The sequence below is a fragment of the Rhodococcus jostii NBRC 16295 genome (assembly GCF_001894825.1).
Taxonomy (GTDB): domain Bacteria; phylum Actinomycetota; class Actinomycetes; order Mycobacteriales; family Mycobacteriaceae; genus Rhodococcus_F; species Rhodococcus_F jostii.
This window is the reverse complement of sequence record NZ_BCWY01000014.1, coordinates 73,503-97,089: the sequence shown is the minus strand read 5'-3', so window position 1 is coordinate 97,089 and position 23,587 is coordinate 73,503. Positions and strand designations below refer to the sequence as shown.

Annotated in this window: 21 protein-coding genes; 9 read left to right on the top strand and 12 right to left on the bottom strand. The window is 68.8% G+C overall.

The window, feature by feature from the left end:
- Window positions 1–98 precede the first annotated feature (98 nt).
- Complete coding sequence (locus tag RJ1_RS11910; RefSeq protein ID WP_073360121.1) at window positions 99–1,700, top strand: thiamine pyrophosphate-binding protein; 1,602 nt, start codon at window positions 99–101, stop codon at window positions 1,698–1,700.
- A gap of 131 nt (window positions 1,701–1,831) precedes the next feature.
- Window positions 1,832–2,467, top strand: a complete 636-nt coding sequence (locus RJ1_RS11905) for a TetR/AcrR family transcriptional regulator (protein ID WP_073360120.1) — start codon at window positions 1,832–1,834, stop codon at window positions 2,465–2,467.
- A gap of 3 nt (window positions 2,468–2,470) precedes the next feature.
- Here the strand turns inward: RJ1_RS11905 and RJ1_RS49255 are convergent, their stop codons facing one another.
- The 4 genes from RJ1_RS49255 to RJ1_RS47170 are packed head-to-tail and all read right to left on the bottom strand — an operon-like array spanning window position 2,471 to window position 6,082.
- Entirely contained in the window at window positions 2,471–3,259 is a 789-nt protein-coding gene (locus RJ1_RS49255; RefSeq protein ID WP_240319952.1) for an FAD-dependent oxidoreductase, read from the bottom strand.
- Window positions 3,259–4,434: an oxidoreductase gene (locus RJ1_RS49250; RefSeq protein WP_240319951.1), complete on the bottom strand. Its 1,176-nt coding sequence runs from the start codon at window positions 4,432–4,434 to the stop codon at window positions 3,259–3,261. The genes RJ1_RS49255 and RJ1_RS49250 overlap by 1 nt, the downstream gene beginning before the upstream one ends.
- A gap of 5 nt (window positions 4,435–4,439) precedes the next feature.
- Complete coding sequence (locus RJ1_RS11895; protein WP_073360119.1) at window positions 4,440–5,921, bottom strand: cytosine permease; 1,482 nt, start codon at window positions 5,919–5,921, stop codon at window positions 4,440–4,442.
- Window positions 5,921–6,082, bottom strand: a complete 162-nt coding sequence (locus tag RJ1_RS47170) for a hypothetical protein (RefSeq protein ID WP_174694972.1) — start codon at window positions 6,080–6,082, stop codon at window positions 5,921–5,923. Before RJ1_RS47170 ends, RJ1_RS11895 begins: the two co-directional genes overlap by 1 nt.
- Window positions 6,083–6,211: 129 nt before the next feature.
- Here RJ1_RS47170 and RJ1_RS11885 point away from each other — a divergent pair, with 129 nt between their 5' ends.
- On the top strand, window positions 6,212–7,612 hold the full coding sequence (locus tag RJ1_RS11885) for an FAD-dependent oxidoreductase (RefSeq protein ID WP_073360118.1): 1,401 nt from the start codon (window positions 6,212–6,214) through the stop codon (window positions 7,610–7,612).
- 68 nt (window positions 7,613–7,680) lie between these two features.
- On the opposite strand, the gene RJ1_RS11880 is transcribed toward RJ1_RS11885, so the two are convergent.
- The 6 genes from RJ1_RS11880 to egtA all read right to left on the bottom strand — a co-directional run bounded on the left by RJ1_RS11880 (window position 7,681) and on the right by egtA (window position 13,738).
- Complete coding sequence (locus RJ1_RS11880) at window positions 7,681–8,166, bottom strand: hypothetical protein (RefSeq protein WP_073360117.1); 486 nt, start codon at window positions 8,164–8,166, stop codon at window positions 7,681–7,683.
- A 74-nt stretch (window positions 8,167–8,240) separates the two neighbouring features.
- Window positions 8,241–9,428 (bottom strand): PQQ-dependent sugar dehydrogenase, encoded by a 1,188-nt coding sequence (locus RJ1_RS11875; RefSeq protein ID WP_073360116.1) that lies wholly within the window; start codon window positions 9,426–9,428, stop codon window positions 8,241–8,243.
- Window positions 9,429–9,500: 72 nt separating this feature from the next.
- The gene (egtD, locus tag RJ1_RS11870) at window positions 9,501–10,475 is read right to left on the bottom strand and encodes an L-histidine N(alpha)-methyltransferase (RefSeq protein ID WP_073360115.1); all 975 of its coding nucleotides are present in this window, start codon (window positions 10,473–10,475) and stop codon (window positions 9,501–9,503) included.
- The gene (gene egtC / locus RJ1_RS11865) at window positions 10,472–11,218 is read right to left on the bottom strand and encodes an ergothioneine biosynthesis protein EgtC (RefSeq protein WP_073360114.1); all 747 of its coding nucleotides are present in this window, start codon (window positions 11,216–11,218) and stop codon (window positions 10,472–10,474) included. The genes egtD and egtC overlap by 4 nt, the downstream gene beginning before the upstream one ends.
- Before the next feature lies 1 nt (window position 11,219).
- Window positions 11,220–12,524, bottom strand: a complete 1,305-nt coding sequence (egtB, locus tag RJ1_RS11860) for an ergothioneine biosynthesis protein EgtB (protein ID WP_073360113.1) — start codon at window positions 12,522–12,524, stop codon at window positions 11,220–11,222.
- Window positions 12,524–13,738, bottom strand: coding sequence for an ergothioneine biosynthesis glutamate--cysteine ligase EgtA (egtA, locus tag RJ1_RS11855; RefSeq protein ID WP_073360112.1), 1,215 nt, complete (start codon window positions 13,736–13,738; stop codon window positions 12,524–12,526). The genes egtB and egtA overlap by 1 nt, the downstream gene beginning before the upstream one ends.
- A gap of 146 nt (window positions 13,739–13,884) precedes the next feature.
- On the opposite strand from egtA, the gene RJ1_RS11850 reads away from it, so the two are divergent.
- From RJ1_RS11850 to RJ1_RS11840, 3 genes are all read left to right on the top strand, one after another.
- Entirely contained in the window at window positions 13,885–15,060 is a 1,176-nt protein-coding gene (locus tag RJ1_RS11850) for an aminotransferase class V-fold PLP-dependent enzyme (RefSeq protein ID WP_073360111.1), read from the top strand.
- A gap of 40 nt (window positions 15,061–15,100) precedes the next feature.
- Entirely contained in the window at window positions 15,101–15,505 is a 405-nt protein-coding gene (locus tag RJ1_RS11845) for a PPOX class F420-dependent oxidoreductase (protein WP_073360110.1), read from the top strand.
- A 135-nt stretch (window positions 15,506–15,640) separates the two neighbouring features.
- Entirely contained in the window at window positions 15,641–17,113 is a 1,473-nt protein-coding gene (locus RJ1_RS11840) for an FAD-dependent oxidoreductase (RefSeq protein WP_073360109.1), read from the top strand.
- A 6-nt stretch (window positions 17,114–17,119) separates the two neighbouring features.
- Here the strand turns inward: RJ1_RS11840 and RJ1_RS11835 are convergent, their stop codons facing one another.
- Window positions 17,120–18,370, bottom strand: coding sequence for a GAF domain-containing protein (locus tag RJ1_RS11835; protein WP_073360108.1), 1,251 nt, complete (start codon window positions 18,368–18,370; stop codon window positions 17,120–17,122).
- A gap of 247 nt (window positions 18,371–18,617) precedes the next feature.
- On the opposite strand from RJ1_RS11835, the gene RJ1_RS11825 reads away from it, so the two are divergent.
- Window positions 18,618–19,244, top strand: coding sequence for a 50S ribosomal protein L25/general stress protein Ctc (locus RJ1_RS11825; RefSeq protein ID WP_073360106.1), 627 nt, complete (start codon window positions 18,618–18,620; stop codon window positions 19,242–19,244).
- A gap of 107 nt (window positions 19,245–19,351) precedes the next feature.
- Window positions 19,352–19,924: an aminoacyl-tRNA hydrolase gene (gene pth, locus RJ1_RS11820; protein WP_073360105.1), complete on the top strand. Its 573-nt coding sequence runs from the start codon at window positions 19,352–19,354 to the stop codon at window positions 19,922–19,924.
- Window positions 19,925–19,990: 66 nt separating this feature from the next.
- Here pth and RJ1_RS11815 read toward each other — a convergent pair whose 3' ends face one another.
- A complete protein-coding gene (locus tag RJ1_RS11815) occupies window positions 19,991–21,622 on the bottom strand; it encodes a fatty acyl-AMP ligase (RefSeq protein ID WP_073360104.1) in 1,632 nt (543 codons plus the stop codon).
- A 212-nt stretch (window positions 21,623–21,834) separates the two neighbouring features.
- Here RJ1_RS11815 and RJ1_RS11810 point away from each other — a divergent pair, with 212 nt between their 5' ends.
- Complete coding sequence (locus tag RJ1_RS11810; RefSeq protein ID WP_073360103.1) at window positions 21,835–23,568, top strand: peptide chain release factor 3; 1,734 nt, start codon at window positions 21,835–21,837, stop codon at window positions 23,566–23,568.
- Window positions 23,569–23,587: the final 19 nt, after the last annotated feature.

Genomic DNA, 23,587 nt, shown 5'->3' with positions numbered 1-23,587 from the left:
GCGCGGGTGGGGCGGGGGTCTTCCTCCGCCCCGCACCCGTTCGGGCACCCCGCCCACGATCCGAGCACGAACACTGCACAGCCCATGGGAGGGCATCGATGACAAGCCAGAACGGCGGCCAGGCACTCGTCGCGGCCCTCGCCGCACACGGAGTCGACACGGTCTTCGGAATACCCGGCACCCACAACCTGTCCGTCTACGCCGCCTTGACCGACTCGCCGATCCGCTCCGTCCTGACCCGGCACGAGCAGGGCGCCGGTTACGCCGCGGACGGTTATGCCCGGGTGACGGGAAAACCGGGCGTCTGCCTGACCACCACCGGTCCCGCCATCCTCAACGCGGCCGCCGCCGCGGCGCAGGCGTGGTCGGACTCGGTCCCGGTTCTGTTCCTCTCGCCGGCCCTGCCGCTCACCCACCCCGGGCGCGGAAACGGCTACCTCCACGAGGTGAAGAATCAGCAGGCCGCGCTCGAGGCGATCGTCGCGTACAGCCACCGGGTGACGAGCGTCGCCGAGATTCCCCGGGCGATCGCCTACGCCTTCGCCGCCATGAATTCGGGCAGACCGCGACCGGTGCACATCGAGATCCCCGTGGACATCCTCGACGCGGAAGCGGACGTCCGGATCGTCGCGCCGGTCGAGGCGGCTCCGCTCGCCGCGCCGTCGCACGCGGTCACCGAAGCCGCCCGGTTCCTCGCCGATTCGACGGCACCCGTGCTGATCGTCGGCGGCGGTGCCCGGTCGGCCGCACCGCAGGTCCGTGCACTCGCCGAACGCCTGTCCGCGCCCGTCCTCACGACGACCAACGGCAAGGGCGTTCTCGACGAGGACCACCCGCTGTCGGTGGGTGCCGGCGTCCACCACCCGTCCGTGCGTGCGGCGCTCGAGTCCGCCGACTGCGTCGTCGCGATCGGCACGGAGTTCGCGCCCTCCGATTTCTGGTACGGCCCGGTCGACCTGGACCGCAAGCTGATTCGCATCGACGTCGACCCGACCTCGATGACCACGAACGCGGATCCCGCGATCCGCCTGCTCGGCGACGCCGCCACGACGGTGTCGCAGCTACTCGACGTCGCGAAGATGCGCGAGGATTCCGATGCCCACGAACGGGCCGCCGGATTCCGCCGTGACCTCCGCGCCGACGCCGCCGCCGAGGGGGCTCCGTGGCTGGACATGATGGCCGCGATCGCACCGGTCGTCGACGAATCCACGGTGATCGCCGGTGACAGCACCATGGCCTGCTACTACGGTGCGCTGTCGAACCTCACGGTGCATCGCCCCGGCGGGTTCCTCTACCCGACCGGACAGGGGACGCTGGGATACGGTCTGCCCGCGGCCATCGGCGCGTCCGTCGCCGACCCGGACGGACGGGTGCTGGCGATCCTCGGCGACGGCGGGGTGATGTTCACGCTGCCCGAACTCGCGACCGCCGCGCAGCTCCGATTGCCGCTGCCGATCGTCGTCGTCGACAACGGCGGCTACGGGGAGATCCGCAACGAGATGGCGGACCGCGGCGACACCGTCCACTCCGTGACGCTCGGCGGCATCGACTTCCCCGCCGTGGCGCGGGCGATGGGCTGTCACGGGCGAGCCGTGGAGTCGCCGGCAGCGCTGACGGAGGCGATCACGGCGGCATTCGACGCCGATCGCCCGACTCTCCTGCACATCCGCGAGAACAGCAGGGCAACGCAGCAGGTGTGACGGCTGTCCCGGTTCGGCGCGTCGCCGCCCGCTCGAGGGGGCAACGCGCCGAACCCGCGAACCGATCGGCACCGCACTCTCGACTACGGTTTCTGTAGACGAGCCGTCACATCCAAGGAGTTGAGAGCGCGATGCCACGCCCCAGCGTTGAAGCGGAACGTCGAGAACAGATCCTTCAGGCGACGTGTGAAGCCATCGCCGAACTCGGCTTCCGCGCGGTCCGGATCGCCGACGTCGCGGCGCGGGCCGGGGTGAGCAACGGGACGATCCACTACTACTTCGAGTCCAAGGATGCGCTGTTGCATGCGGCGTTCCAGTTCAACTTCGAGCACTCGCTGGAACGGCGCCGATGGATCATGGAGAAGAGCGACGTTCCGCTCGTGCGGCTCCACCGGTTGGTGGAGTCCTACCTTCCCGCCGGGCCGGAAACGATCACGGCCTGGCGAGTGTGGGTGGAGCTGTGGGCGTCCGCCCTCGGCAACGTCGAACTGCAGGAGCTGAACGACACCGTCTACGGGGAATGGCGCGGGGTGGTCCGGGAGACCGTCGAGGCCGGTGTGGCGCAGGGCGCTCTCCGGGTGAAGGATCCCGGGGCCGCCACCGACATGCTCCTCGGCCTTCTCGATGGCCTCGCCATCCAGGTGCTCACCGGTTCCACCCTGATGACACCGACGCGGATGCGGGCAGTGTGCGACGACTTCATCGACGCCATCACCGTCGACAAACACCGGGTTCCGTCGACCACCGCCAAGCGCGCCGCGAAGTAGCTTTCAGATCGCCGATGCAACGGTGAGTCCCTCCAGCACAGCCTCTTCCACCGTTCGCGGCGACAGACAGTCACCGACCGCATGGATCCGCTCCTGCGGAAATCCGTCGACCTCGAGCAGGTCCGTGACCGACGCGTGCCCCTGCGCGAGAACGACGGCGCCGACACCCTCGACGAGCATGGGCCGCTCGGTGAGGGTGTGCTGGAGGTAGGCCGTGTCCTCGTCGGCGCCGCGCAACCGGACGTTGGGAAGTATCTCGACCTTCGCGTCCATCGCCGCGGCCACCATGGCGTTCCGCACGTACTGCTGGAGATGTTCACCCGCACCGTATCCGGTGACGGCGAGCGTGACGCGGTGGCCCAGCCGGGCGAGTGTGTTCGCAACCCCCAGCCCGATCCAGTCCCCGCGCCAATCGGCGACGAGGACCCGGCCGGCGGGGAGTGCGCGCCCGCGGATCACCTCCCACGCCTCCACGATGCACGGCTCGTCGAGGGTCTCGATCTCGGGACGGAACGGGGTCGCGCCGGTCGCGACGATCACCTCGTCGGGTTTCTCCGACCTGACCATCGCGGGATCGACCGTCGTGCCGGTCACGAACCGGACTCCGGCGCGGCGCGCCTCGCCCTCCAGATTGGTGACGGCGCCACCGAACTCGCCTCTGCCGGGTAGCAGTTCGGCGAGCAGGACCTGGCCGCCCACCCGGGGCGCGGCCTCGTACAGGGTCACCCGGTGCCCGCGTTCCGCGGCCACCGCGGCGGCCTTCAACCCGCCCGGTCCCCCGCCGATCACCATCACACTCTTCGGCCGGCGCGTGATCTGCAGAGTGCCGAACCGCACTTCGCGGCCGGTCTCCGGATGCTGGATGCACGAGATCGCGCACCCGCGCTGGAAGTGCCCATGCACGCCTGATTGCAGCCGATACAGGCACGAATGGAATCGAATTCGTTCCGTTCGGCTTTCGCCGGCATCCGTGGGTCACAGATGAGGGCGCGGGTCATCGCGCACGCGTCGGCCTGTCCCTGCGCGATCACCGCGTCACCCTCGTGCGGTTGATTGATCCGGCCCGCCACGACCACCGGAACACCGACCACCGCTTTGACGGCCGCCGCCATCGGAGCGGTGTAGGCGGCGGATTCGGTCATCGGGGCGGCGATGTGCACCGCACCCGACAGGCTCGACGAACTCCCCGCGCACACACTGACGTAGTCGAGCAGCCCGTCCGCGTCCAGCGCCGCGCACGCGGCCTGTGATTCGTCCGGCCGCAGTCCGTCGCTGCCCATCTCGTCGCCGGAAATCCGGATCCCGACGACGAATTCGCGGCCGACCGCCGCACGGACGGACGCGAGTGCCGCACGGAGGAATCGGAGGCGGTTCTCCGCCGAACCGCCGTAGTCGTCCGTGCGGAGGTTGGTGCGCGGATTGAGGAACTGCGCCGGGAGATAGCCGTGACTCGCCACGATCTCGACGCCGTCGAGTCCGGCGCGCTGCAGTCGCCGGGCAGCGTCGCCGTACCCGCGGACGACGGCCTCGATCTCCGCGGCGGTCATCGCCCTCGGCATCACGTGGAAGCGCTCGCTCGGCACCGCGGACGGTGCCAGCGCGACCGGCGTGGACCCGTCCTGCGACTCCAGGATCTCCCGGCCGGGGTGGAAGACCCGGCCGACGACGACACAGCCGTGACGGTGACAGGCGTCGGCAATTCGCCGGTATCCCGGAATGCAGTCGTCGTCCGTCGCCATCAGGACGTGCGACGTGTAACGGGCGGTCTCGTGCACACCCGCGACCTGGACCACGATCATGCCGACCCCGCCGGCGGCACGCGCTTCGTGGTACGCGACGAGTTCGTCGGTCACCTTCCCATCCTGCACCAGGACCGTGTCGTGACCGGAGGACACGATGCGGTTGGCGAGCGTCACGGTCCCGATGCGGAGGGGCGAGAGCAGGTGCGGAAAGAGCTGCGACGTCACACTTCTCACCTTCCGAGGTCGGCGCCGGCGGACCGGCTGTCGTAACCGCCGAGGCCGAGCGGCTGCACGAATGTCCTGGTCAGCACGAAGTGGAGTGAGCCCGCGACGAGGAACGCCGGAATCGACGCGGTGGTGTAGGGAAAGACCGCGGACGGAATGTAGGTGACCGGATTGAGCAGCAGGGCGTACGTCGCCGCGCCTGCCGCCACGGACGCGAAGGCGAAGGCGTTGACACCGCGCCAATACCCGTAGCAGGAGCGCGCACTGGGCAGGTAGAGGTCGCGAATCCGCAACACACCCCGGCGCAACAGGAAGAAGTCGACTATCTGGACTGCGCACAGCGGTGCCACGAGGATCGCACCCCAGGACAGGAATCGGCCGTAGTTGTCGTAGACGGCCGAGGGGAAGAAGACGAGGATCGCCGCCGGTCCGAGGATGAATGCCACCAGCACCGGCCAGGGCGTCCCGCGCAGGAGCTTCCCGCCACCGCCTTTGAGCGCCACCATGGACGCGTATCCCTGGGAGAGGATGGCGGTGACGTTGGCGAAGCCGATGACGATCAAGGCCAGGACGCCGAGTACCACTCCCGCGAGGGGGATCATCCACTCCGTCGGATCCTCGATGTTCAGGGCCAGTGCGGCGAAGACACCGACCACCGCGGCGGCCACGGACGCGGCGAACAGTCCGAGCCAGTTCGGCCAGAATGCAGCACGCGGGCTGCGGGTGAGCCGGGCGAGATTTCCGACGTTCGGCCACCACGCGAACCCGCCGGCGATGTTCAGTTCGATCGCGACCATGAAGCTGGTGTGCGGATCGGTTTCCGGGTCGAGCGGTGGCAGGCTCGCCAGTTCGGACCAGGACCGTTTGGTGAACACCATGACGAGGATCCCGACGATGATGACGACGAGGACGGGCGCGATCACCCTGCACACGGACTCCACCGACACCGGCCCCCGGGCCAGGACGAGCCACGACATGGCCACCGCCACCAGCCCCAGCAGGCTCACCGCCGCACCGGTCTGGGAAATCTCGACCCCGAAGACGTTGTCGATGACGGTCACCATGCCATGCCCGAACATGATGGCCAGCACAGCCGACCAGGCCGCCGCGAAGAGCGTGGACATCACGACCATCACGATTCGGGCGCCGTTGCTGCCGAACACACTGCGCAGTCCGACGAATTGCTCGATCCCGTACTTCGCCGACGGCAGGCACGGTGCGAGCGACACGAGGAAGACGCTGATCGCATAGCCGATGACGATGCTCGCGATCGCCTGGACCGCACCGACGTAGTACGCCACGGCGGCGCCCTGCAGAAATGCCCAGGTGGCCACCGCCAACCCGATGTTCACCGCCGAGTAGTCCCAGAAGCCCCAGATCCGCTCCGCCGGCAGCAGCGGCAGTTCATTGAGCGTGGCGTCCGTGCCGTCGCCGGTGCCGCCGGCACTTCCCACGGCCGTACTGCGGTCCTGCCGCCCCTCCAGCATCAGTACCCCCACCACAGCATGACGGTGATCGTGACGACGATCCCGGCGGTCGCCACCGCGACGTCGCGCCACGGTAGGTCGGGCAGGATCATTCCGCCTCCGTCGGGGGATTCCAGTAGGAGCAATCGCCTCTCGAGTTCCTGTTCGAATGCGTCGTCCACGCGATCCCCATTTCTGATTGGCGGGCCAGTTATAAAGAGTCTGTGGCACGGCTCACACCGTGTCAACCCTCGAATTCTGGCGCAGCAAACGAGAATTGAGTATTGACTGGCGAGCCAATCAAGAACAGGATGCTGGTCATGAAGCACACGAAGGATCACCCGTCCACGCTCCCGACCCGCGTCCACACCGCCGTGGTCGGTGCGGGGTACGCCGGACTGTCCGCCGCACTCGCGCTGCACGACGACGGGATCGACATCGTGGTCCTCGAGGGTTCCACCCGGGTCGGCGGTCGGGTGTGCTCCGAGCGGCGGCACGACGGTGTCGTCGTCGACCACGGCGGACAATGGGTCGGACCCACTCAAAAACAGCTGCTCGCCCTCGCCGACCGCTTCGGTTGCCCCACCTTCCCCACGTACAACACGGGCGAGCACATCGAACTGTGGCCCGACGGCGCACACCGGCGCTACACCGGCGCCGGTCCCGACGGCGGCCCCGGCATGACGGAATATCTGGCCGCCGCGGATCGCATCGACGAACTCGCGAGAACCATCGACCTCGACGACCCCACCGCCACTCCCCACCTCGAGAGGTGGGACAGCGAAACCGTCCACTCCTACTTCGAGCGGACCGTCGCGAACGAAGACGCCCGTCGGCGCCTCGCACTCGCGGTCGAGGGCGTGTGGTCGATCGAACCCCGCGACCTGTCGCTGTTCCACCTGCTGTTCTACGTCGCGTCGGCGGGCGGATTCGACCAGCTGATGGAAACCGAGGGGTGCGCGCAGGAGCGCCGATTCCGGGACGGCGCGCAGTCGACGGCGCTGGCCGTCGCCGACCATCTCGGCGATCGGGTCCACCTGGATACGGCCGTGCGCCACATCGAGCAGACGCCCGACGGCGTTCGGGTCGAGACCACCCGGGGGACGGTGCTCGCCGACTCCGTCGTCATGGCGCTACCGCCGTCGGCCACCCGAGGCGTCACCTTCACTCCCCCGCTGCCCGTCTCGCGCACACGATGGGTCGAACGCAGCCCGATGGGCGACGTGGCGAAGGTGCATGCCGTCTTCGACACCCCGTTCTGGCGCGCCGACGGATTGTCCGGCCAGGCCACGATCTACGGTGACCGCCACGTCGGAGTCGTGTTCGACAACTCGCCCGAAGACGCGGGGACAGGCGTACTCGTGTGCTTTGTCTACGGTGACCGCCAGCGGTCCTGGTCGGCGCTCTCCGAGGGCGACCGCCGGGCGGCGATCGTCGACACCCTGGTCGAATTGTTCGGCGAACGCGCCGCGTCACCGATCGACTACACCGAGAAGATCTGGCCCCAGGACCCCTGGGTGCGAGGAGGATACGCGGCCAGCCCCACCCCCGGAACCTGGTTCGCGCACGGCCGCAACGGCTGGCGTGCTCCCGCGGACCGCATCCATTGGGCCGGTTCGGAGACCGCGAGCATCTGGAACGGCTACATCGACGGGGCCATCTCCTCCGGAGTGCGTGCGGCCGAGGACATCCGGAAGCAACTCCCCCGCTGAACGAACGGGACGCTCGTTCGATCCGACGCAACGAGCGTCCCGTTCGTCCGAGGCGAAAGCGGCGGCGGTCAGGGAACGAAGAAGTAACCCAGGCCCGGGACGATCGTGCCCGACGAGGCGCCGAGGACGGTCGCCGTCACGTGTCCCGATCCGGTCGGCACGTCGACGACGGGTTCCTGTCCGGGCACCCCGAAGGAGCCCGACGGCACGGTGGCCGTCCCCGTCGCGCCCGTGCTCAGATTGAGCCATTGAATCGTGGTGGCAAACGCGTACGTCGTGCAGTTCGCGTTGGGTGTGAACGCCGGGCACATGCTCGTCGCGGACAACCGCGCGACACCCGGCCCCGGGTTCGCACCGGTGGACGCGGCCAGCGACACCGTGGCGAACGGGAACGGGTCGCCGATGACACCGGTGAACGGAACCTGGAACGCCGTCGTCGTCACCGTCACCGGGTCGGGGACGGCCGAAGCGATGCCGGCGGAACCGGTCGTGAGCGCCACCGCCGCGGCGCAAGTGCCGACGAGCGTGTAGAGACGCCTGATCCTCGTTGCCATGCTTACCCTTTCCTTCCGTTTTCTGCACGTGAGTGGCATCGCGTGCGCGGGCACACAATGCCACTCACGTGGGGTCAGCCCTGCGGGGTGACTCGCAGCACCTGGTCGGTGGACCCGTTGTCCGTGGTAACGAGCACCGAACCGTCGGCGGTCGGGGTGACCGACCGGAGGCGCCCGTACTGGTTCTGCAGACCGAAGGTCTGAGCCGTCACGGACTGCCCGTCGGCGGCGAGGCGTAGAAAGATCAGTTGCTTCGTCTTGAGACCGCCGAGGACGAGGGCACCGTCCCACGGACCCCATCCTGAGCCGGTCACGAACGCGCCGCTTCCGGTCGCCAGGGTGGTGCCGCCCGAACTCCACGCCGCGGCAACGGCTCCGGGCACGCGCAGCGGATCCGTCATCGGCACGGATTCGTCGTAGATGCCGGGGATCCGATCGGGCTTGTATCCGTAGTTGCCTCCGGCGACGAGGAGGTTCACTTCGTCGTCCCGGGTCGTTCCCTGATCCACGGCGTAGATTCGGCCGGTTCCGGGCTGCTGGGCGAGGCCCTGCGCGTTCCGGTGGCCGAGGGTGTAGACGGGGCTCGCCGGATCCGGGTTTCCGGCTGCGGGAGTTCCGTCGGTGTTGATGTGGAGAGTCTTGCCGCCCAGCGAGTTCGGGTCCTGCGACACGGTCGGCTGCGCGGTGTCGCCGGTACCGACGAACAGGGTGCCGTCGGCGGCCGTCAGTATGCGGCAACCGCCGTGACGCCCCTCGTTGACCGGGATTCCGGTCAGGATTGCGGCACCGCGGGTCAGCGTCGTCCAGCCGGCGTCGACGGTCCACGACTGGATTCGGATGTCGGTGACACCGCCGCCCTGGAATCCCTGGCACGTATACAGGGTTCGGGACTGCGCGAAGTTGCTCGACAGTGCGATACCCATCAGCCCGGTCTCGGACTGTGCGTACAGGTCGGACAGATCGGCGGTAACCGGTCCGGTACTTCCGTCCGCACGCCGAACGAAGAACCCGCCCGCACGCTGCCCGGTGAGAACCGCGCCGTCCGGAGCCTGCACCGCGTCCCACGGATGGTCGAGTCCGTCGAGGACCGGCGTGACCGTCAACTCGGGAAGGGTGTCCTCCGTGGGTATCCCCGGGCCGTCGCTGCCGAGGCTTCCCGTGTCGAACGGGAACGGCAGCGGCTGGGCGGTTGCCTGTGCGGTGGGGAGACCGATCACGGCCGTGGTGGCGAGGGCGAGGGCAGCGAGCTTCGGATGACGCACAAGTTCTCCTCGGGTCGATTGCGCACTAGCGGTCACTATAAGCGCGCTCGGGCCGGAAGTTGATCTTGTCGGTCAGCTCCGCGCGGCGCACACCAGCGCGAAACGCGCGTCGGGATCGCTCCAGGTGCGGTCGACGCCGAATCCCGCTTCCGCCAACTCCCCTCGGATGCCGTCGAGGGTGAACTTGGCCGAGATCTCCGTCCGTAGCTGCTCGCCTGCGGCGAACTCGACGTCCAGATCCAATTCGCCCACGCGGACCGACATCGCCCGCCCGGCTTCGAGGCGCATCTCGATCCACTCGTTGTCGGCGTCCCACAGCGCGACGTGCCGGAACTCGTCCAGCGGGAAGTCGGCCTCCAGCTGCGTGTTGAGTACCCGCAGCACGTTCAGGTTGAACTCGGCGGTCACCCCGGCCGCGTCGTCGTAGGCAGGTACGAGGACGGCGGGATCGGTGACCAGTCCGACGCCGAGGAGCAGATGCTCCCCCGACTCGAGGACGTCGGCGATCCCGGAGAGGAACTCCGCCCGCTCGGCGGGCACCATGTTGCCGAGCGTGCCACCGAGGAACGCGATGGTGCGGCGGCCGCCGCGTGGCAGATGGTGCAGCGACTCCGTGAAGTCGCTGACGACACCGCGAACGGTCAGACTCGGGAACTCCACACCGATCTGCTCGGCCGCACCCTCGAGCGCCGACACCGACACGTCCTGCGGTACGTACGTATGGAGGGTCCCGTGCCGGGTGCCCGCGTCGAGCAGGAGCCGCGTCTTCTCCGACGACCCGGAGCCGAGTTCCACGAGGATCTCCGGCGCCGCGACCTCGGCGATCTCCCCCGAATAGCGCCGGAGCAGTTCCCGTTCCGTGCGCGTCGGGAAGTATTCGGGTAACGCCGTGATCTCCTCGAACAACTCGCTTCCGCGAGCGTCGTAGAAGTACTTGGGAGGCAGCCACTTCGGGTTCGACGTGAGCCCGACGGTGGCATCCTTGCGCAGAGCTGCCCTCAACTGTTCGGGCTGCAGGTACACCTCGAGCGTCGGTGTGGTGGTCATTGTGCTCCCATCTCGAGCGGGGTGACGATCAGGTGTCCGGGGCGAGCGCTGACGAAGTGACGGTCCGGAATCGACTGCCACGCCGGGTCGTCGTCGTAGGGTTCCGACATCACGATTGCCCGCTCGTCGTCGACGAGCGCCGACAGCGAGTGGTGCCAGGTGGTGGCCCACAGTTCACTGCCATTGCCCAGCAGCAGATTCAATCGCGAGTTCGGGGCGGCGGCATCGACAGCACGGACGAGTGTGCTCATCGCCTTCTCCGGGTCCTGCTCCCCGAGGGCACGGCGCAGCAGCAGCCACAACGCGGCCGAGTCGGTCGGCGCCTCCAGCTGCAGGAGATCGGCGGCGGGCAGGTCGGCGGCCAGCCTGCCGAGGGACTCGGGCCATCCGCGTACCACCCCGTTGTGGCTGAACGCCCAGGTCTCGTCGGAGAACGGCGCACATGCCGTGTGCTGCACGGGCATCCCGACCGTGGCCGAGCGCGCGGCGGCCACCACGGACCCGGAGCGGATGTTCGGCAACGTCTCTCGCACGACGGGATCGGACCAGAGCGGCTGAGCGCTGCGGTACCGGGAGAATCCGTCCGGCCCCCACCACCCCACGCCGAATCCGTCGGCGTTGATCGTTCCGCCGCCCCGCATGTCGCGCGGCGCGTACGACTGGCGCAGCAGCGAGTTCTCGCCGCGGCTGACGAGGGCGCCCACTGAGTGTTCCGGTCCCAGATAACCCAGGTGTCGGCACATCTCAGCAGTCGTCTCCCGGAAGGTCCCGGGCACAGCGGAATCCGGAGAAGATCTGCCGACGGATCGGATGGTCCCAGTTGCGGAACGTCCCCCGGCACGCCACCGGGTCGGTGCCGAACGAACCGCCGCGCAGCACGCGGTAGTCGCCGCCGTAGAACACCTCCGAGTATTCGCGGTACGGGAACGCCGCGAAACGCGGGTAGGGCTCGAGGGGCGATGACGTCCACTCCCACACGTCGCCGATCAGCTGGTGGACGCCGAGCGGGGAGGCGCCCGACGGATACGCCCCGACCACGGCGGGACCGAGGTGACGCTGCCCGAGATTGGCTCGGGACGTGTCGGGTTCGTCGTCACCCCAGGGGAATCGGCGCGACCGTCCCGTGAACGGATCCCATCGTGCCGTCTTCTCCCATTCGGCTTCCGTCGGCAGTCGCTTGCCGTCCCAGCGTGCGAACGCCTCGGCTTCGAAGAAGCAGACGTGCACCACCGGTTCCTGCAGGTGGATCGGCTCGGTGACCCCGAACCTTCGGTGCCACCAGGTTCCGCAGCCGTCGTTCTCCCAGAACTGGGGCGCCTCCAGCCCCGCCTCGACGCGGTGTGCCCATCCCCGCTCACTCCACAGTTCGGGACGCGCGTAGCCGCCGTCCTCGACGAACTCGAGGTACCGGCCGTTGGTCACGGGGACGGAGTCGATGACGAATGCGGGAAGGTGGACGGAATGTGCGGACCGTTCGTTGTCGAGCGCCCACGGATCGTCCGAGGTTCCCATCGTGAACTCCCCGGCGGGAATGATCACTTCGTCCTCGGCGATCACGCCACCGATGCGCGGCGCGGTCTCCGCGGTCAGCACTGCTGCGCCGGAACGAAGTTGGTGGGTGGCGAGCATCGTTTCGGCGTGCTGCTGCTCGTGCTGGGCGATCATGCCGAACGCGAATCCGTTCTCCTCGAGCGGCCGGCCCCGGAAGGTGCTGCCGTCGAGAACGTCCCACGCCTTGTCGCGAACCGTACGTACGTATGCCCTGGCCTCGTCCGGATTCAGCAGCGGCAGCGTGGGCCGGGAATTCCTCGAATGCTTGAATGCGTCGTACAACTCGTCGATGTCCCGGCGGACGGGTTCGCGGCCGCCGACGTCGCGGACGAGCCACAACTCTTCCTGATTGCCGATATGCGCGAGATCCCACACGAGCGGGCTCATCAACGGGGAATGCTGCGCGACGAGGTCCTCCCCGTCCACACAGTCCGTCAGTCCGGCGGTGCGCTCGCGCGCCCGGGTCAGCACGGTCTCGATCTTCTCGCGGGTACCCATCAGCGTTCCTCGCTCGGGGCCTGGCCCCGGCAACATCGTTCGGCGGCGGTGTCGAGCAGTCTCACGAACTCGGGGTCGGGCGAGTACGACGCCGCCAGCGACAGCAGAGCTGTTGCCGCAGCACGCAGTTCGAGGTCGGCCAGACCGAACTCCGCCGCGTCCTGCCAGCGTTCGGCGGTGGGCAGCGCCGCGGCGAGGGCCTCGGCCATGGCCCCCGGACCCGACAGCAGCGCGTCGATCGCCGCGATCGGCACCCGCCACTGATCGCCGGGTTGCGCGTCGAGGTAGCGCACCTCCAGATGACCGGCGGCGCGAACGGGCGGGAACACGGTGGTGAGGTGATAGTCGAGGTCCGCGGCCGTCGGTCGTCCGATCACGTCGTCGAGCGCCCCGTCGACCCAGTCCGCGAACGTCGCTCCGTCGGGCGCCGTCCAGTCCGTTCCCTCGTTGCGGATGCACAGCAGCGGCACATCCAGCACCCAGCCCGGATAGTCGGCAGCGTGCGGGGTTCCGGTGGTGCGCGGCGAATCCAGTTCGAGCCACGTGCGCATCCGCTGCGACGCCCACTGCCCGTCGGGCACCCCATGGAGCCGGGGCGAACACGCGAACGCCGCGATCAACGCGGGGCCGATGGCGTGCAGCAGATTCCAGCGCTTCTCCACCGCGGCCGGATCGGTCCCGGCGTCCACACTGATCTGCGTTGCGGCGGTATTGCACATCATGAGCTTCCCGAAGGGCCCGATCCCGACGAAGCGGGATTCCATGGCGCAGTATCGCGGCGACTGGAGGACTCGTTGCGCGGGCCTGCGCGTGTCCGCGGCCTCGGAAGACATGAAGATCGAGCGGGACGACAAGAGGTCCGCGAGAACCGCCTGATCGGCGGCGAGATAGTCGCACAATTCGCGTGCGGAGCGGTAAGGAGCGCTGGACAGTTCGATCTGTCCGCCGGGTTCGACCGTGACGGCGCTGCCACCGGGAAGGGGCTGAGCTGGGGAAGAGGGATCGATGGTTCGGGGAGTGTGCGGCCCGAGAGCTTCGGCGAGAGCGGCGAGATCGGGGCGCATGTGTTCCGGCGGTTGCGCGGTCAGCCACTCCAATTCCGCGCCGATCAGCTGGGGTGGCCCCAGTTTGAAGCACACACCACCCAGGTACGCCTCCGCCGCCGGCCGCGACGTGAGACACGTTGCTTCGACGGACTGAACTGCAGTAGCCATTCGACCCTCCCCTTCGGGCGCCGCCTGAACGTCGTTATCGACATTAGAGCGCCTCGGCCGTCGATGCACGCCCCATCGGCATACTTTTCGAGGAACCTTCACAGGTACGTTCGAGTCCAGTCACTGCGAAATCGGAGGTATCGGACATGCTCGACCTCGAGCAGGCGCGACGGGACACCCCGGGCTGCCTCGACAAGGTGTTCCTGGACAGCGCGGGCTCCTCGCTCGCACCGACCCCGGTCCTCGATGCCGTGTTCGCGCACTTGCACCGGGAGGCCGACGTCGGCGGTTACGTCGCGGCCGCCGAACGGGCCGAGGACCTCGCGGCCGTGAAGTCGTCCCTCGGCCGGCTGATCGGGGCGGGCGCCGACAGCATCGCGCTCGTCGACAGCGCCACCACCGCCTGGAACGACTTCTTCCACGCCGTCCCACTCCGGTCCGGCGACCGGGTGCTGATCTCGGAGGTCGAGTACGCCAGTAACGCGATCGCCGTCCTGCAGCGCGCCCGGGCCGTGGGCGCGACGGTCGACGTGATCCCCAGCGACCCCGCGGGGCAGATCGACGTCGCCGCGCTCGCGACACTCCTCGACGACCGGGTCCGCCTCGTGTCCCTCGTGCACGTGCCCACCAACGGCGGTCTGGTCAACCCGGTCCGCGAGGTGACGGAGCTGGCACACGCGCACGGGGCGCTGGTGCTACTCGACGCGTGCCAGTCCGTGGGTCAGATCGCCCTCGACGTGGGAGAGCTGGGCGTCGACGCCCTCTCCGCCACCGGCCGCAAGTGGCTCCGCGCGCCGCGGGGCACCGGCTTCCTGTACGTCCGGCCGGAGCTGGCCGCAACCCTCGAGCCAGCCGCCCTCGACCTGCACAGCGCCCAGTGGACCGCGGCCGACGCGTACCGGCTCGCGACCGACGCGAGCCGGTTCGAGTTCTGGGAATGCGACGTCGCCGCGCGCCTCGGACTCGGTGTCGCGGCCGACTATCTCCTCGAACTCGGCGTGGACGAAGTCGAGGCGGCCGTCCTGAACGGGGCCGAGCACCTCCGCTCGGGGCTCACCGCAATCCCCGGCGTCACCGTCCGCGACCTCGGAGCCCGCCGCTGCGGAATCGTGTCGTTCACCGTCGACGGCCTCGATCCCGGCGACGTCCGGAAACGCCTGGCCGCCAGCGACGTCACCGTCACCGCCAGTCTGCGCGGATCGACCCTGCTGGACATGAGCGCCCGCGGACTGGACGCCGTGGTGCGGGCGTCGCCGCACTACTTCTGCTCCCCGGACGACCTAGACCGGTTCCTCGCCGAGGTGCGGACACTCGCGAGGTAGCGCAGTACGCTGGAAATCCCCCGAGCACCAGGACTGCGCCATGACGGACCAGGGATCACCGGCGTTGCCGCGCTTCGCCGCGGAGAAGGTCGTGCAACTGCAGACGCGCAAGCGTGACGGCTCGTGGGTGGACACTCCGGTCAACCTCGTCGTGGACGGCGATCGGGCGTACTTCCGCACCCCGGGCCGGGCGTCCAAGAACAAGCGGCTGCGCAACTTTCCCGAGGTCCGCATCCGTCCGTGCACGTGGGCGGGCAAGCCGACGGGTGTGCAGGCGAAGGCCCGGGCGCGACTGCTGTCCGGCCCGGAGGCACAGGCCGCCGGTGCCCTGATCGACAAGAGATTCCCCGTGGTGCAACGGATCGGGGTTCATCTCGCGCACCGGCTGCTACGCACGAAGACGCTGCACTACGAACTCACCGGCGTCACGGACCTGCGGGAGTAATCGGGCACCCACGGCCCTCCCGGAAACGACGTCCCACTGACTGGGAGATGCTCCGGGCACCGTTTTGTAACAGGTTACAGTCTGGGAGTTACCCACGTCACACTGCGCCTGTGACCGCCCGAGAGGACATTCCCCATGGCCGATGCCACACCGATCCGCCCCCGGTCCGCAGCAGAAGTAGCCGAGTGGGACTACGAGGCCGATGTCGTGGTCGCCGGCTACGGCATCGCCGGTGTGTCCGCCGCCATCGAGGCGGCGCGAGCCGGCGCCGACGTCCTGGTCCTCGAGCGCACCAGCGGGTGGGGCGGCGCCGCCGCACTCGCGGGCGGATTCATCTACCTCGGCGGTGGCACGCCCCTGCAGAAGGCGTGCGGCTTCGAGGACACCCCCGAGAACATGAAGACGTTCATGATGGCGGCGCTGGGCCCGGGTGCCGACGAGGAGAAGATCACCGACTACTGCGAGGGCAGCGTCGAGCACTACAACTGGCTCGTCGACTGCGGCGTTCCGTTCAAGGAGAGCTTCTGGGCCGAACCCGGCTGGGAGCCGCCGTTCGACGACGGCCTCATGTACTCCGGCGGCGAGAACGCGGCCCCCTTCAACGAGATCGCCACTCCCGCCCCCCGCGGGCACGTCCCGCAGATGGACGGCAAGAGGACCGGCGAGAAGGGCGGCGGCTACATGCTCATGAAGCCGCTCGTCGAGACCGCCGAAAAGCTCGGTGTCCGAGCCGAATACGACATGCGGGTCCAGACGCTGATCACCGACGACACGGGGCGCGTCGTCGGGATCCTCGCCAAGCAGTACGGCAAGGAGGTGGTCGTCCGGGCGCGCCGGGGCGTCGTCCTCGCCACCGGCAGCTTCGCGTACAACGACACGATGATCCAGGCCCATGCGCCGCGACTCATCGGCCGGCCCGGCGCCGCGATCGAGGAGCACGACGGCCGGTCGATCCTCATGGCGCAGGCGCTCGGCGCCGACCTCGCGCACATGGACGCCACGGAGGTGGCCTTCGTCTGCGATCCCCAGCTGATCGTGCGCGGAATCCTCGTCAACGGGCGGGGCCAGCGCTACGTTCCGGAAGACACGTACTCCGGGCGGATCGGCCAGATGACGCTGTTCCACCAGGACAACCAGGCGTTCCTCGTCATCGACGAAGCAGCGTACGAGGAGGGGGCGGCCGCCACCACGGCCACCCCGTTCCTGCGGGTGCAGCCGAAATGGGTGGCCGAGACCGTCGAGGAACTCGAGTCCGACATGGGACTGCCCGCCGGTGCGCTTCAGTCGACCGTCGAGGTGTACAACAAGCACGCGGCCGAGGGCGCGGACCCGCTGCTGCACAAGAAGTCCGAGTGGGTGAAGCCGATCGGCTCACCCGTCGCGGCCCTCGACCTGCGCGGCTTCACCCTCGGCTTCACTCTCGGTGGCCTGCGCACCACCATCGATTCCGAAGTGCTGCACGTGTCCGGCGAACCGATCCCCGGCCTCTTCGCGGCGGGGCGCTGCACGTCGGGTGTCTGCGCGGGCGGCTACGCCAGCGGCACGTCCCTCGGCGACGGCAGCTTCTACGGCCGCCGCGCCGGCATCAGTGCCGCGAAGCAGGCCTGACCGGGACTACCCGACGAGCCGGACCGTCACACCGGGCGCGAACCGGTAGGGCTGGGTGCTCAGGACCGCGCCGAGACTCTTGCGCAGACGCGATATCTCGGCGCGGACCGCCACCACATGATCCCGGTCCCCGAACAGTGATTCGCTGAGCGAGCCGGCGTCGACGCCCGCAGGCCCCGCCACCGACAGCACCCGCAGGATCTGAGCATGCCGCGGAGAGAGGGCCCGCGTCCAGTTGACGTCGCCCCGGACCGTCACGTGCGGGGTGTCCCCGAGGTCGAGTTCCAGTTCGATGGCCGCTCCCTCGACCTTTCGGCGCACCAGCCAGCCGTCGCCGAGCGGTTCGGGCACACACAGCCCGAGCCCCGGGACGAGCAGCGGCTTGTCGAGGCTCGGCGGCGCGACGCGCTCGGGCGCCGCGATTCCGCTCGCCTCCGCAACCCAGCCGTGCTTGTCGACGACCAGAGCAGGTCCGCCCGCCGACGCGAGCAACGGCGCCGCCCGCCCACGCAGTTTGTCCAGTTGCGCCGCGTGCTCACGCCACAGCGTGGCCTCGGCCAGGCGCACCGCGGTGCGGACGAGCGCCACCGTGGTCGGGTGGATCGACATCGCCGACCCGCTGATGTCGACGACCCCGAGGATCTCGCCGGTCCGGGGATCGTGCACCGGCGACCCGGTACACGACCAGCCGTGATGCGAAGGCGCATAATGCTCGGCCGAGAACAGCTGCACCGCAGCATCTTCGATCAGCGCCGTGCCGATCGCGTTGGTACCGACTGCCTGCTCCGCCCAGCGTGCCCCCTCCGTGAAACCCAGGGCGTCGGCCGCTTTCCGAACCCCGCGGGACCCTTCCCGCCACAACAGGACACCGTCGGCGTCGGCGATGACCACGATGAAATTCGCGTCGTCCGCGACCTGCGTCAGTGTGTTGCGCAGTTCCGGGAGCACCGTGCGCAGGGCCGTGCGGGTGCGGCGCGCCTCGACCTCGGAGTAATCGGCCGGTTCCACGTCCGCGCAGTGGTCCGGGCTCACCCCGCCCGCCTGCAGACGGGACCACGACCGCGCCACCACGTCCCGCGGCAACGCCGGCGGCTGCTGACCGGACAACACGGCGTCGTGCACCCGGCTGAGGAGCCGCGCATGTCGTGGCAGGTCCACTCCGGTGGCCACTGCGGTCAGCCGGTCGGCGGTAGGACGTTCAGTGCTCACAAGGGCGAGGCTACCCGCGCCGTTGTGAGCCACACCACTATCCGCCATCGCACGCCGCGCCTCGGCGGCGGACCGCCGCCACAGGGCACCCGATTAGCAGGTCAGCGGGCCATCCGGTAGAGTTCCATAAGTTGTCTCGGCGAGGGTGAACCAGAAGTTCCCATTGACTGGCTCACCGTGATCGACGCGGCGACGGCTCTGCTCGAGCGTTTCGCTCCTGGCCGTCGCGTGTTCGTCCCTCGCCGACTCGAACCGCCCGCCAGTTACCACCGTGAGTTGTAGGAGCCGTTTCACCATGTCTGACGAAAATCGCCTCGTAGCCGCCGTGCGCACCGAGTTCGGCAAGGGCGCCGCCCGCCGCGCGCGCCGCGACGGCCAGGTCCCCGCAGTCCTGTACGGCCACGGTGAGGACCCCCGCCACCTGAACGTCCCCTCCCGCGACTTCGCCGCAATCCTGCGCGCGCACGGCACCAACGCCATCCTGACCCTCGACATCGAGGGCAAGGAGCAGGTCGCGCTCACCAAGTCGGTCGTGGTTCACCCGATCCGCAACTACATCGAGCACGCCGACCTCCTCGTCATCAAGAAGGGCGAGAAGGTCACCGTCGACGTTCACGTCGTCGTCACCGGTGAGGCCGCTTCCGGCACCCTTGTCGCGCAGGACGCCGCCACCATCTCCCTCGAAGCGGACGCGCTGCACATCCCCGAGCAGATCGAGGTCTCGGTCGAGGGCCTCGAGGTCGGCACCCAGATCCTGGCCAACCAGCTCGAGCTGCCCAAGGGTTCCACCCTGCAGGCCGACGAAGAACTGCTCATCGTCAACGTCGTCGCAGCCCCGACCGCTGCCGACCTCGAAGAGGAGACCGGCGAAGCCGCGGCCGAGCCCGCCGAGGCTCCGGCCGAAGAGGGCGCCGAGAGCTGATCCTCTCGCAACCGCACTGATGTCGGCGGCGCGTCGTCCCGGATTGTCCGGGGTGACGCGCCGCTGTCGTCTGACACGACCCTGTCACGTATGGAAGGACCCTGTCGGTGAGTGAAGACACCGCTCTGGTGGTGGGCCTGGGCAACCCCGGACCGCAGTACGAGAAGACCCGGCACAACGTCGGCTTCATGGTGGCCGGCGTGCTGTCCGCTCGCATGGGTGGCAAGTTCAGCGCGCACAAGAAGAGCGGCGCCGAGATCGTCCAGGGACGACTCGAAGGCCGTCCGACAATCCTCGCCAAACCGCGGTCGTTCATGAATCTGTCCGGCGGCGCCGTGGCCGGGCTCGCCCGCTTCTTCTCCGTCGACCCGGGCAACATCGTGGTGATCCACGACGAGCTCGACCTCGACTTCGGGACCGTTCGCCTCAAGCAGGGCGGCGGCGAGGGCGGGCACAACGGACTGCGGTCGATCTCGCAGTCGCTCGGCACCAAGGACTATCTGCGCACCCGCGTCGGGATCGGTCGTCCGCCGGGACGGATGGATCCGGCGTCGTACGTGCTGAAGCCGTTCTCCTCGGTGGAACGCAAGGAACTCGACCTCGTCTGCGAGGAGGCGGCCGACGCCGTCGAACTGGTCCTGCGCGTGGGGCTCGAGGCCGCACAGAACCGCCTGCACTAGGCGCTTCGCGCTCGTGCGTGGTTGACGAGCCTCTGGACTCTCCAACCACGCACGGGCCCGGAGGGCCTAGTGAACCAGGTTCGCCGACGTGCCGCGGCGGAGTTTGCCCGACGACGTCTTGGGGATGCTGCCGGGACCGAGGACCGCGACGGTGCGGGGCCGCACACCGACCTCGGAGAACACGGCGTGCACGACCTCGTGCTCGATGCGCTTGACCACTTCGGGGTCCTGGTAGTCGTTGGTCTCCACCGCGACGGCGAAACTTTCCCGCTTCTGCCCGGCGTCGAGGCGCACCGCCACCGCGTTGCCGGGGCGCACTCCGGCGACGGTGCCCGCGGCCCGCTCGATGTCCGTCGGGTAGATGTTGCGGCCACCCATGATGATGACGTCCTTGACACGACCGCACACGACGACGAGGCCCTCTTCGGTGAAGTAGCCGACGTCGCCGGTGTTGAGCCAGCCGTCCGCGTCCTGCGCCGGCTTGTGTCCGTCGAGCGTGATGTAGCCGGGCGTGACCGCCTTGCCGCGTACCTCGATGATGCCGACGCCGCGCGTCGGGAGCAGTTCACCGTCGCTGTCGACGACACGGCCCTCGAGGTTGGGCACCATCTTCCCGAGCGTGGCGAGGGCGCGCGCATTCGGTTTGCTGGACGGGACGGCACGCTGCATCGCCTCGAGGAGATCCGGGTCGACGAGGTCGAGGACCTGGCCCTGATCCGGATCCGGGATGGAGACGGCGAGGGTGGTCTCGGCCATGCCGTAGACGGGGGCGAGAGCGGACGGGTTCAGGCCGAACCGGGCACCCGCCTCGGCGAGCTTGTTCATCGTCTCGGGGTCGACCGGCTCGGCGCCGTTCCACATGTACCGGACGGTGCTGAGGTCGACAGCGCCGTCCTCAGCCTGCTTGAGGCGGCGGGCGAGCAGCGAGTACGCGAAGTTGGGGGCGGCTGTCACCGTGCCCTTGTACTTGCCCATCAGTTCCGCCCACAGCAGCGGCGTCCGGAGGAAGTCCATCGGGGTGATGCTCACGACCTCCGCGCCGACCTGCATCGGCACGCTCAGGAACCCGACCATCCCCATGTCGTGGAACAGGGGCAGCCAGCTGATCATCACGTCGTCCTCGATGGAGAACTTGATGCGGTCGATCATGGCGTAGGCATTGGTGTAGAAGTTCTCGTGCGTGATCTGCACGGCCTTGGGCGAACCGGTGGAACCGGACGTGAGCTGCTGCAGCGCGATGTCGCTCTCGAACGTCTCGATCGGGTCGATCTCCGTGCCCTCGTTCAGCTCGGCCACCGTCACCACCGGGATGCCGCGCTCCTCCAGCAGCGGCTTGGCGGCGTCGAACGGCGCACCGAGGATGACGGCCTTCGCTTGAATCATGTTGATGACGGTCTCGGTGTCCTTCGCCCACACAGCGAGGTCGGTGCGCGGTGTCGGCTGGTGCAGCATCGTGACGGACGCGCCGCGCATCCAGGTGCCCTGGCAGGAAGGTGCGATGTCGACGGGCTGACCGGCGAGGATGCCGATGGCGTCGCCGTGGCCGATTCCCGCCGCGGCCAGTGCGCCCGCCATGCGCCGCGCGGCCTTGTGGATCTCGCCCCACGGCTGCCGAAGCGGCGCGTCGGGCTCACCTGTGTTGAGGCCACGGGTGCTGCTCGCCGCGGTCGCGTACATCTCGTCGGTGAACTTGCTCACAGTCTTCCTCCTGCACATACGGGTGTCCGAACGCAGAAACGGTGAACTCCGGAGCGCCCCGACGACTCACCCATATAAATCCCCCACCGGCCTCCGATCGTTACTCCTCCCTGGATGTGACTGTGCTGCGAGTTCGCGTTCGGCACCCGAGTAACCTGGTATGCGGCCGCACGGCCTTCCTGCACGCATCACGTCCCCCGAGAGGTTCTTCGTTGACTACCCCGTCCGACTCGGCCGACACCATTCCAGCCGAGGCGGCGTCCGACGCCACGTCCGCTTCACCGGAGGTGAAATCCGAGGCATCCGCCTCACCGGAAGGGAAATCCGAGAAGGGTGTCCGCGCGGAGGCGTCGCGTCGCCGCACGTTCGCCGTGATCTCGCATCCCGACGCCGGTAAGTCGACGCTGACGGAGGCTCTCGCGCTCCACGCGAAGGTCATCTCCGAAGCGGGCGCGGTCCACGGCAAAGCCGGCCGCAAGTCGACGGTGTCGGACTGGATGGAGATGGAGAAGGCCCGCGGTATCTCGGTCAGCTCCACGGCTCTGCAGTTCAACTACCGCTCCACCGAGGCGTCGGCGGACGAACCCGTCGACAACGTGATCAACCTGGTCGACACTCCCGGCCACTCCGACTTCTCCGAGGACACGTACCGCGTGCTGACCGCGGTCGACGCCGCCGTCATGCTGATCGATGCCGCGAAGGGCCTCGAACCGCAGACGCTGAAGCTGTTCCAGGTGTGCCGTCACCGCGGAATCCCGGTGATCACCGTCATCAACAAGTGGGACCGCCCCGGCCAGACGCCTCTCGAGCTTCTCGACGAGATCCAGGAGCGCATCGGCCTCACCCCCACTCCCCTGTACTGGCCCGTCGGTATCGCCGGCGACTTCCGGGGACTGCTGCGCCGCGGCGAGGACGGTGCCCCCCGCGAGTACATCCGGTTCACCCGGACCGCGGGTGGCGCGAAGATCGCCCCCGAAGAGGTCATGGACGCCGACGCCGCCCTCGCGAAGGAGGGCTCCGAGTGGGAGACCGCCGCCGAGGAGAGCGAGCTGCTGTCGGCCACCGGTCAGGACCACGACCAGGAGCTGTTCCTCGGCGGCCAGACGTCGCCGGTCATCTTCGCGTCGGCGATGCTCAACTTCGGTGTCCGGCAGATCCTCGACACCCTCGTCGAGCTGGCGCCGCCGCCGCGCGCCCGGGACGACCTCGACGGCACACCGCGCGAGGTCACCGACCCGTTCAGCGCGGTCGTCTTCAAGGTCCAGGCCGGCATGGACACCGCCCACCGCGACCGCCTGGCGTTCATGCGGATCGTGTCGGGCGTGTTCGAGCGCGGCATGGTGGTCACCCACGCCCAGACCGGCAAGCCGTTCACGACGAAGTACGCGCAGACCGTGTTCGGCCGTGAACGTTCGACGGTCGAATCGGCGTACCCCGGCGACGTGGTCGGGCTCGTGAACGCCACCGCACTCGCCCCCGGCCACACCCTGTTCTTCGAGAAGAAGGTGGAGTTCCCGCCGATCCCGTCGTTCGCGCCCGAGCACTTCTCCATCCTGCGGGCCGAGAGCGCCGGCAAGTACAAGCAGTTCCGGCGGGCCGTGGATCAGCTCGACTCCGAGGGTGTCGTGCAGATCCTCCGCAACGACCTCCGCGGCGACGCCTCACCCGTCATGGCCGCGGTCGGACCGATGCAGTTCGAGGTGGTCGCGGCGCGGATGAAGGCCGAGTTCAACGTCGAGGCCCGGATGGAACCGCTGGGCTACGCGTTGGCGCGGCGCACGGACGCCGAGTCGGCCGACGAACTGAACCGTCAGCGCGGTGTCGAGGTGTTCACCCGCTCGGACGGCGTGATGCTGGCTCTCGTCAGCGACAAGTGGCGGCTGCAGTACATCCAGAAGGAGCTGCCCGACCTCACGCTCGAGCCTCTCGTGGCCGCAGCCGACTAGCGGACCGGTTCGATCGAAG

What these genes read in the sequence shown, in the direction of transcription:
- egtA (WP_073360112.1), bottom strand. Translation starts at nt 13,738, where the DNA reads ATGGCTACTGCAGTTCAGTCCGTCGAAGCAACGTGTCTCACGTCGCGG.
- RJ1_RS11845 (WP_073360110.1), top strand. Translation starts at nt 15,101, where the DNA reads ATGACGGACCAGGGATCACCGGCGTTGCCGCGCTTCGCCGCGGAGAAG.
- RJ1_RS11880 (WP_073360117.1), bottom strand. Translation starts at nt 8,166, where the DNA reads ATGGCAACGAGGATCAGGCGTCTCTACACGCTCGTCGGCACTTGCGCC.
- RJ1_RS11895 (WP_073360119.1), bottom strand. Translation starts at nt 5,921, where the DNA reads ATGCTGGAGGGGCGGCAGGACCGCAGTACGGCCGTGGGAAGTGCCGGC.
- RJ1_RS11885 (WP_073360118.1), top strand. Translation starts at nt 6,212, where the DNA reads ATGCTGGTCATGAAGCACACGAAGGATCACCCGTCCACGCTCCCGACC.
- egtD (WP_073360115.1), bottom strand. Translation starts at nt 10,475, where the DNA reads ATGACCACCACACCGACGCTCGAGGTGTACCTGCAGCCCGAACAGTTG.
- RJ1_RS11835 (WP_073360108.1), bottom strand. Translation starts at nt 18,370, where the DNA reads ATGGCGGATAGTGGTGTGGCTCACAACGGCGCGGGTAGCCTCGCCCTT.
- RJ1_RS11840 (WP_073360109.1), top strand. Translation starts at nt 15,641, where the DNA reads ATGGCCGATGCCACACCGATCCGCCCCCGGTCCGCAGCAGAAGTAGCC.
- RJ1_RS11910 (WP_073360121.1), top strand. Translation starts at nt 99, where the DNA reads ATGACAAGCCAGAACGGCGGCCAGGCACTCGTCGCGGCCCTCGCCGCA.
- RJ1_RS49255 (WP_240319952.1), bottom strand. Translation starts at nt 3,259, where the DNA reads ATGGTGATCGGCGGGGGACCGGGCGGGTTGAAGGCCGCCGCGGTGGCC.
- RJ1_RS11905 (WP_073360120.1), top strand. Translation starts at nt 1,832, where the DNA reads ATGCCACGCCCCAGCGTTGAAGCGGAACGTCGAGAACAGATCCTTCAG.
- RJ1_RS11825 (WP_073360106.1), top strand. Translation starts at nt 18,618, where the DNA reads ATGTCTGACGAAAATCGCCTCGTAGCCGCCGTGCGCACCGAGTTCGGC.
- egtC (WP_073360114.1), bottom strand. Translation starts at nt 11,218, where the DNA reads ATGTGCCGACACCTGGGTTATCTGGGACCGGAACACTCAGTGGGCGCC.
- RJ1_RS11850 (WP_073360111.1), top strand. Translation starts at nt 13,885, where the DNA reads ATGCTCGACCTCGAGCAGGCGCGACGGGACACCCCGGGCTGCCTCGAC.
- egtB (WP_073360113.1), bottom strand. Translation starts at nt 12,524, where the DNA reads ATGGGTACCCGCGAGAAGATCGAGACCGTGCTGACCCGGGCGCGCGAG.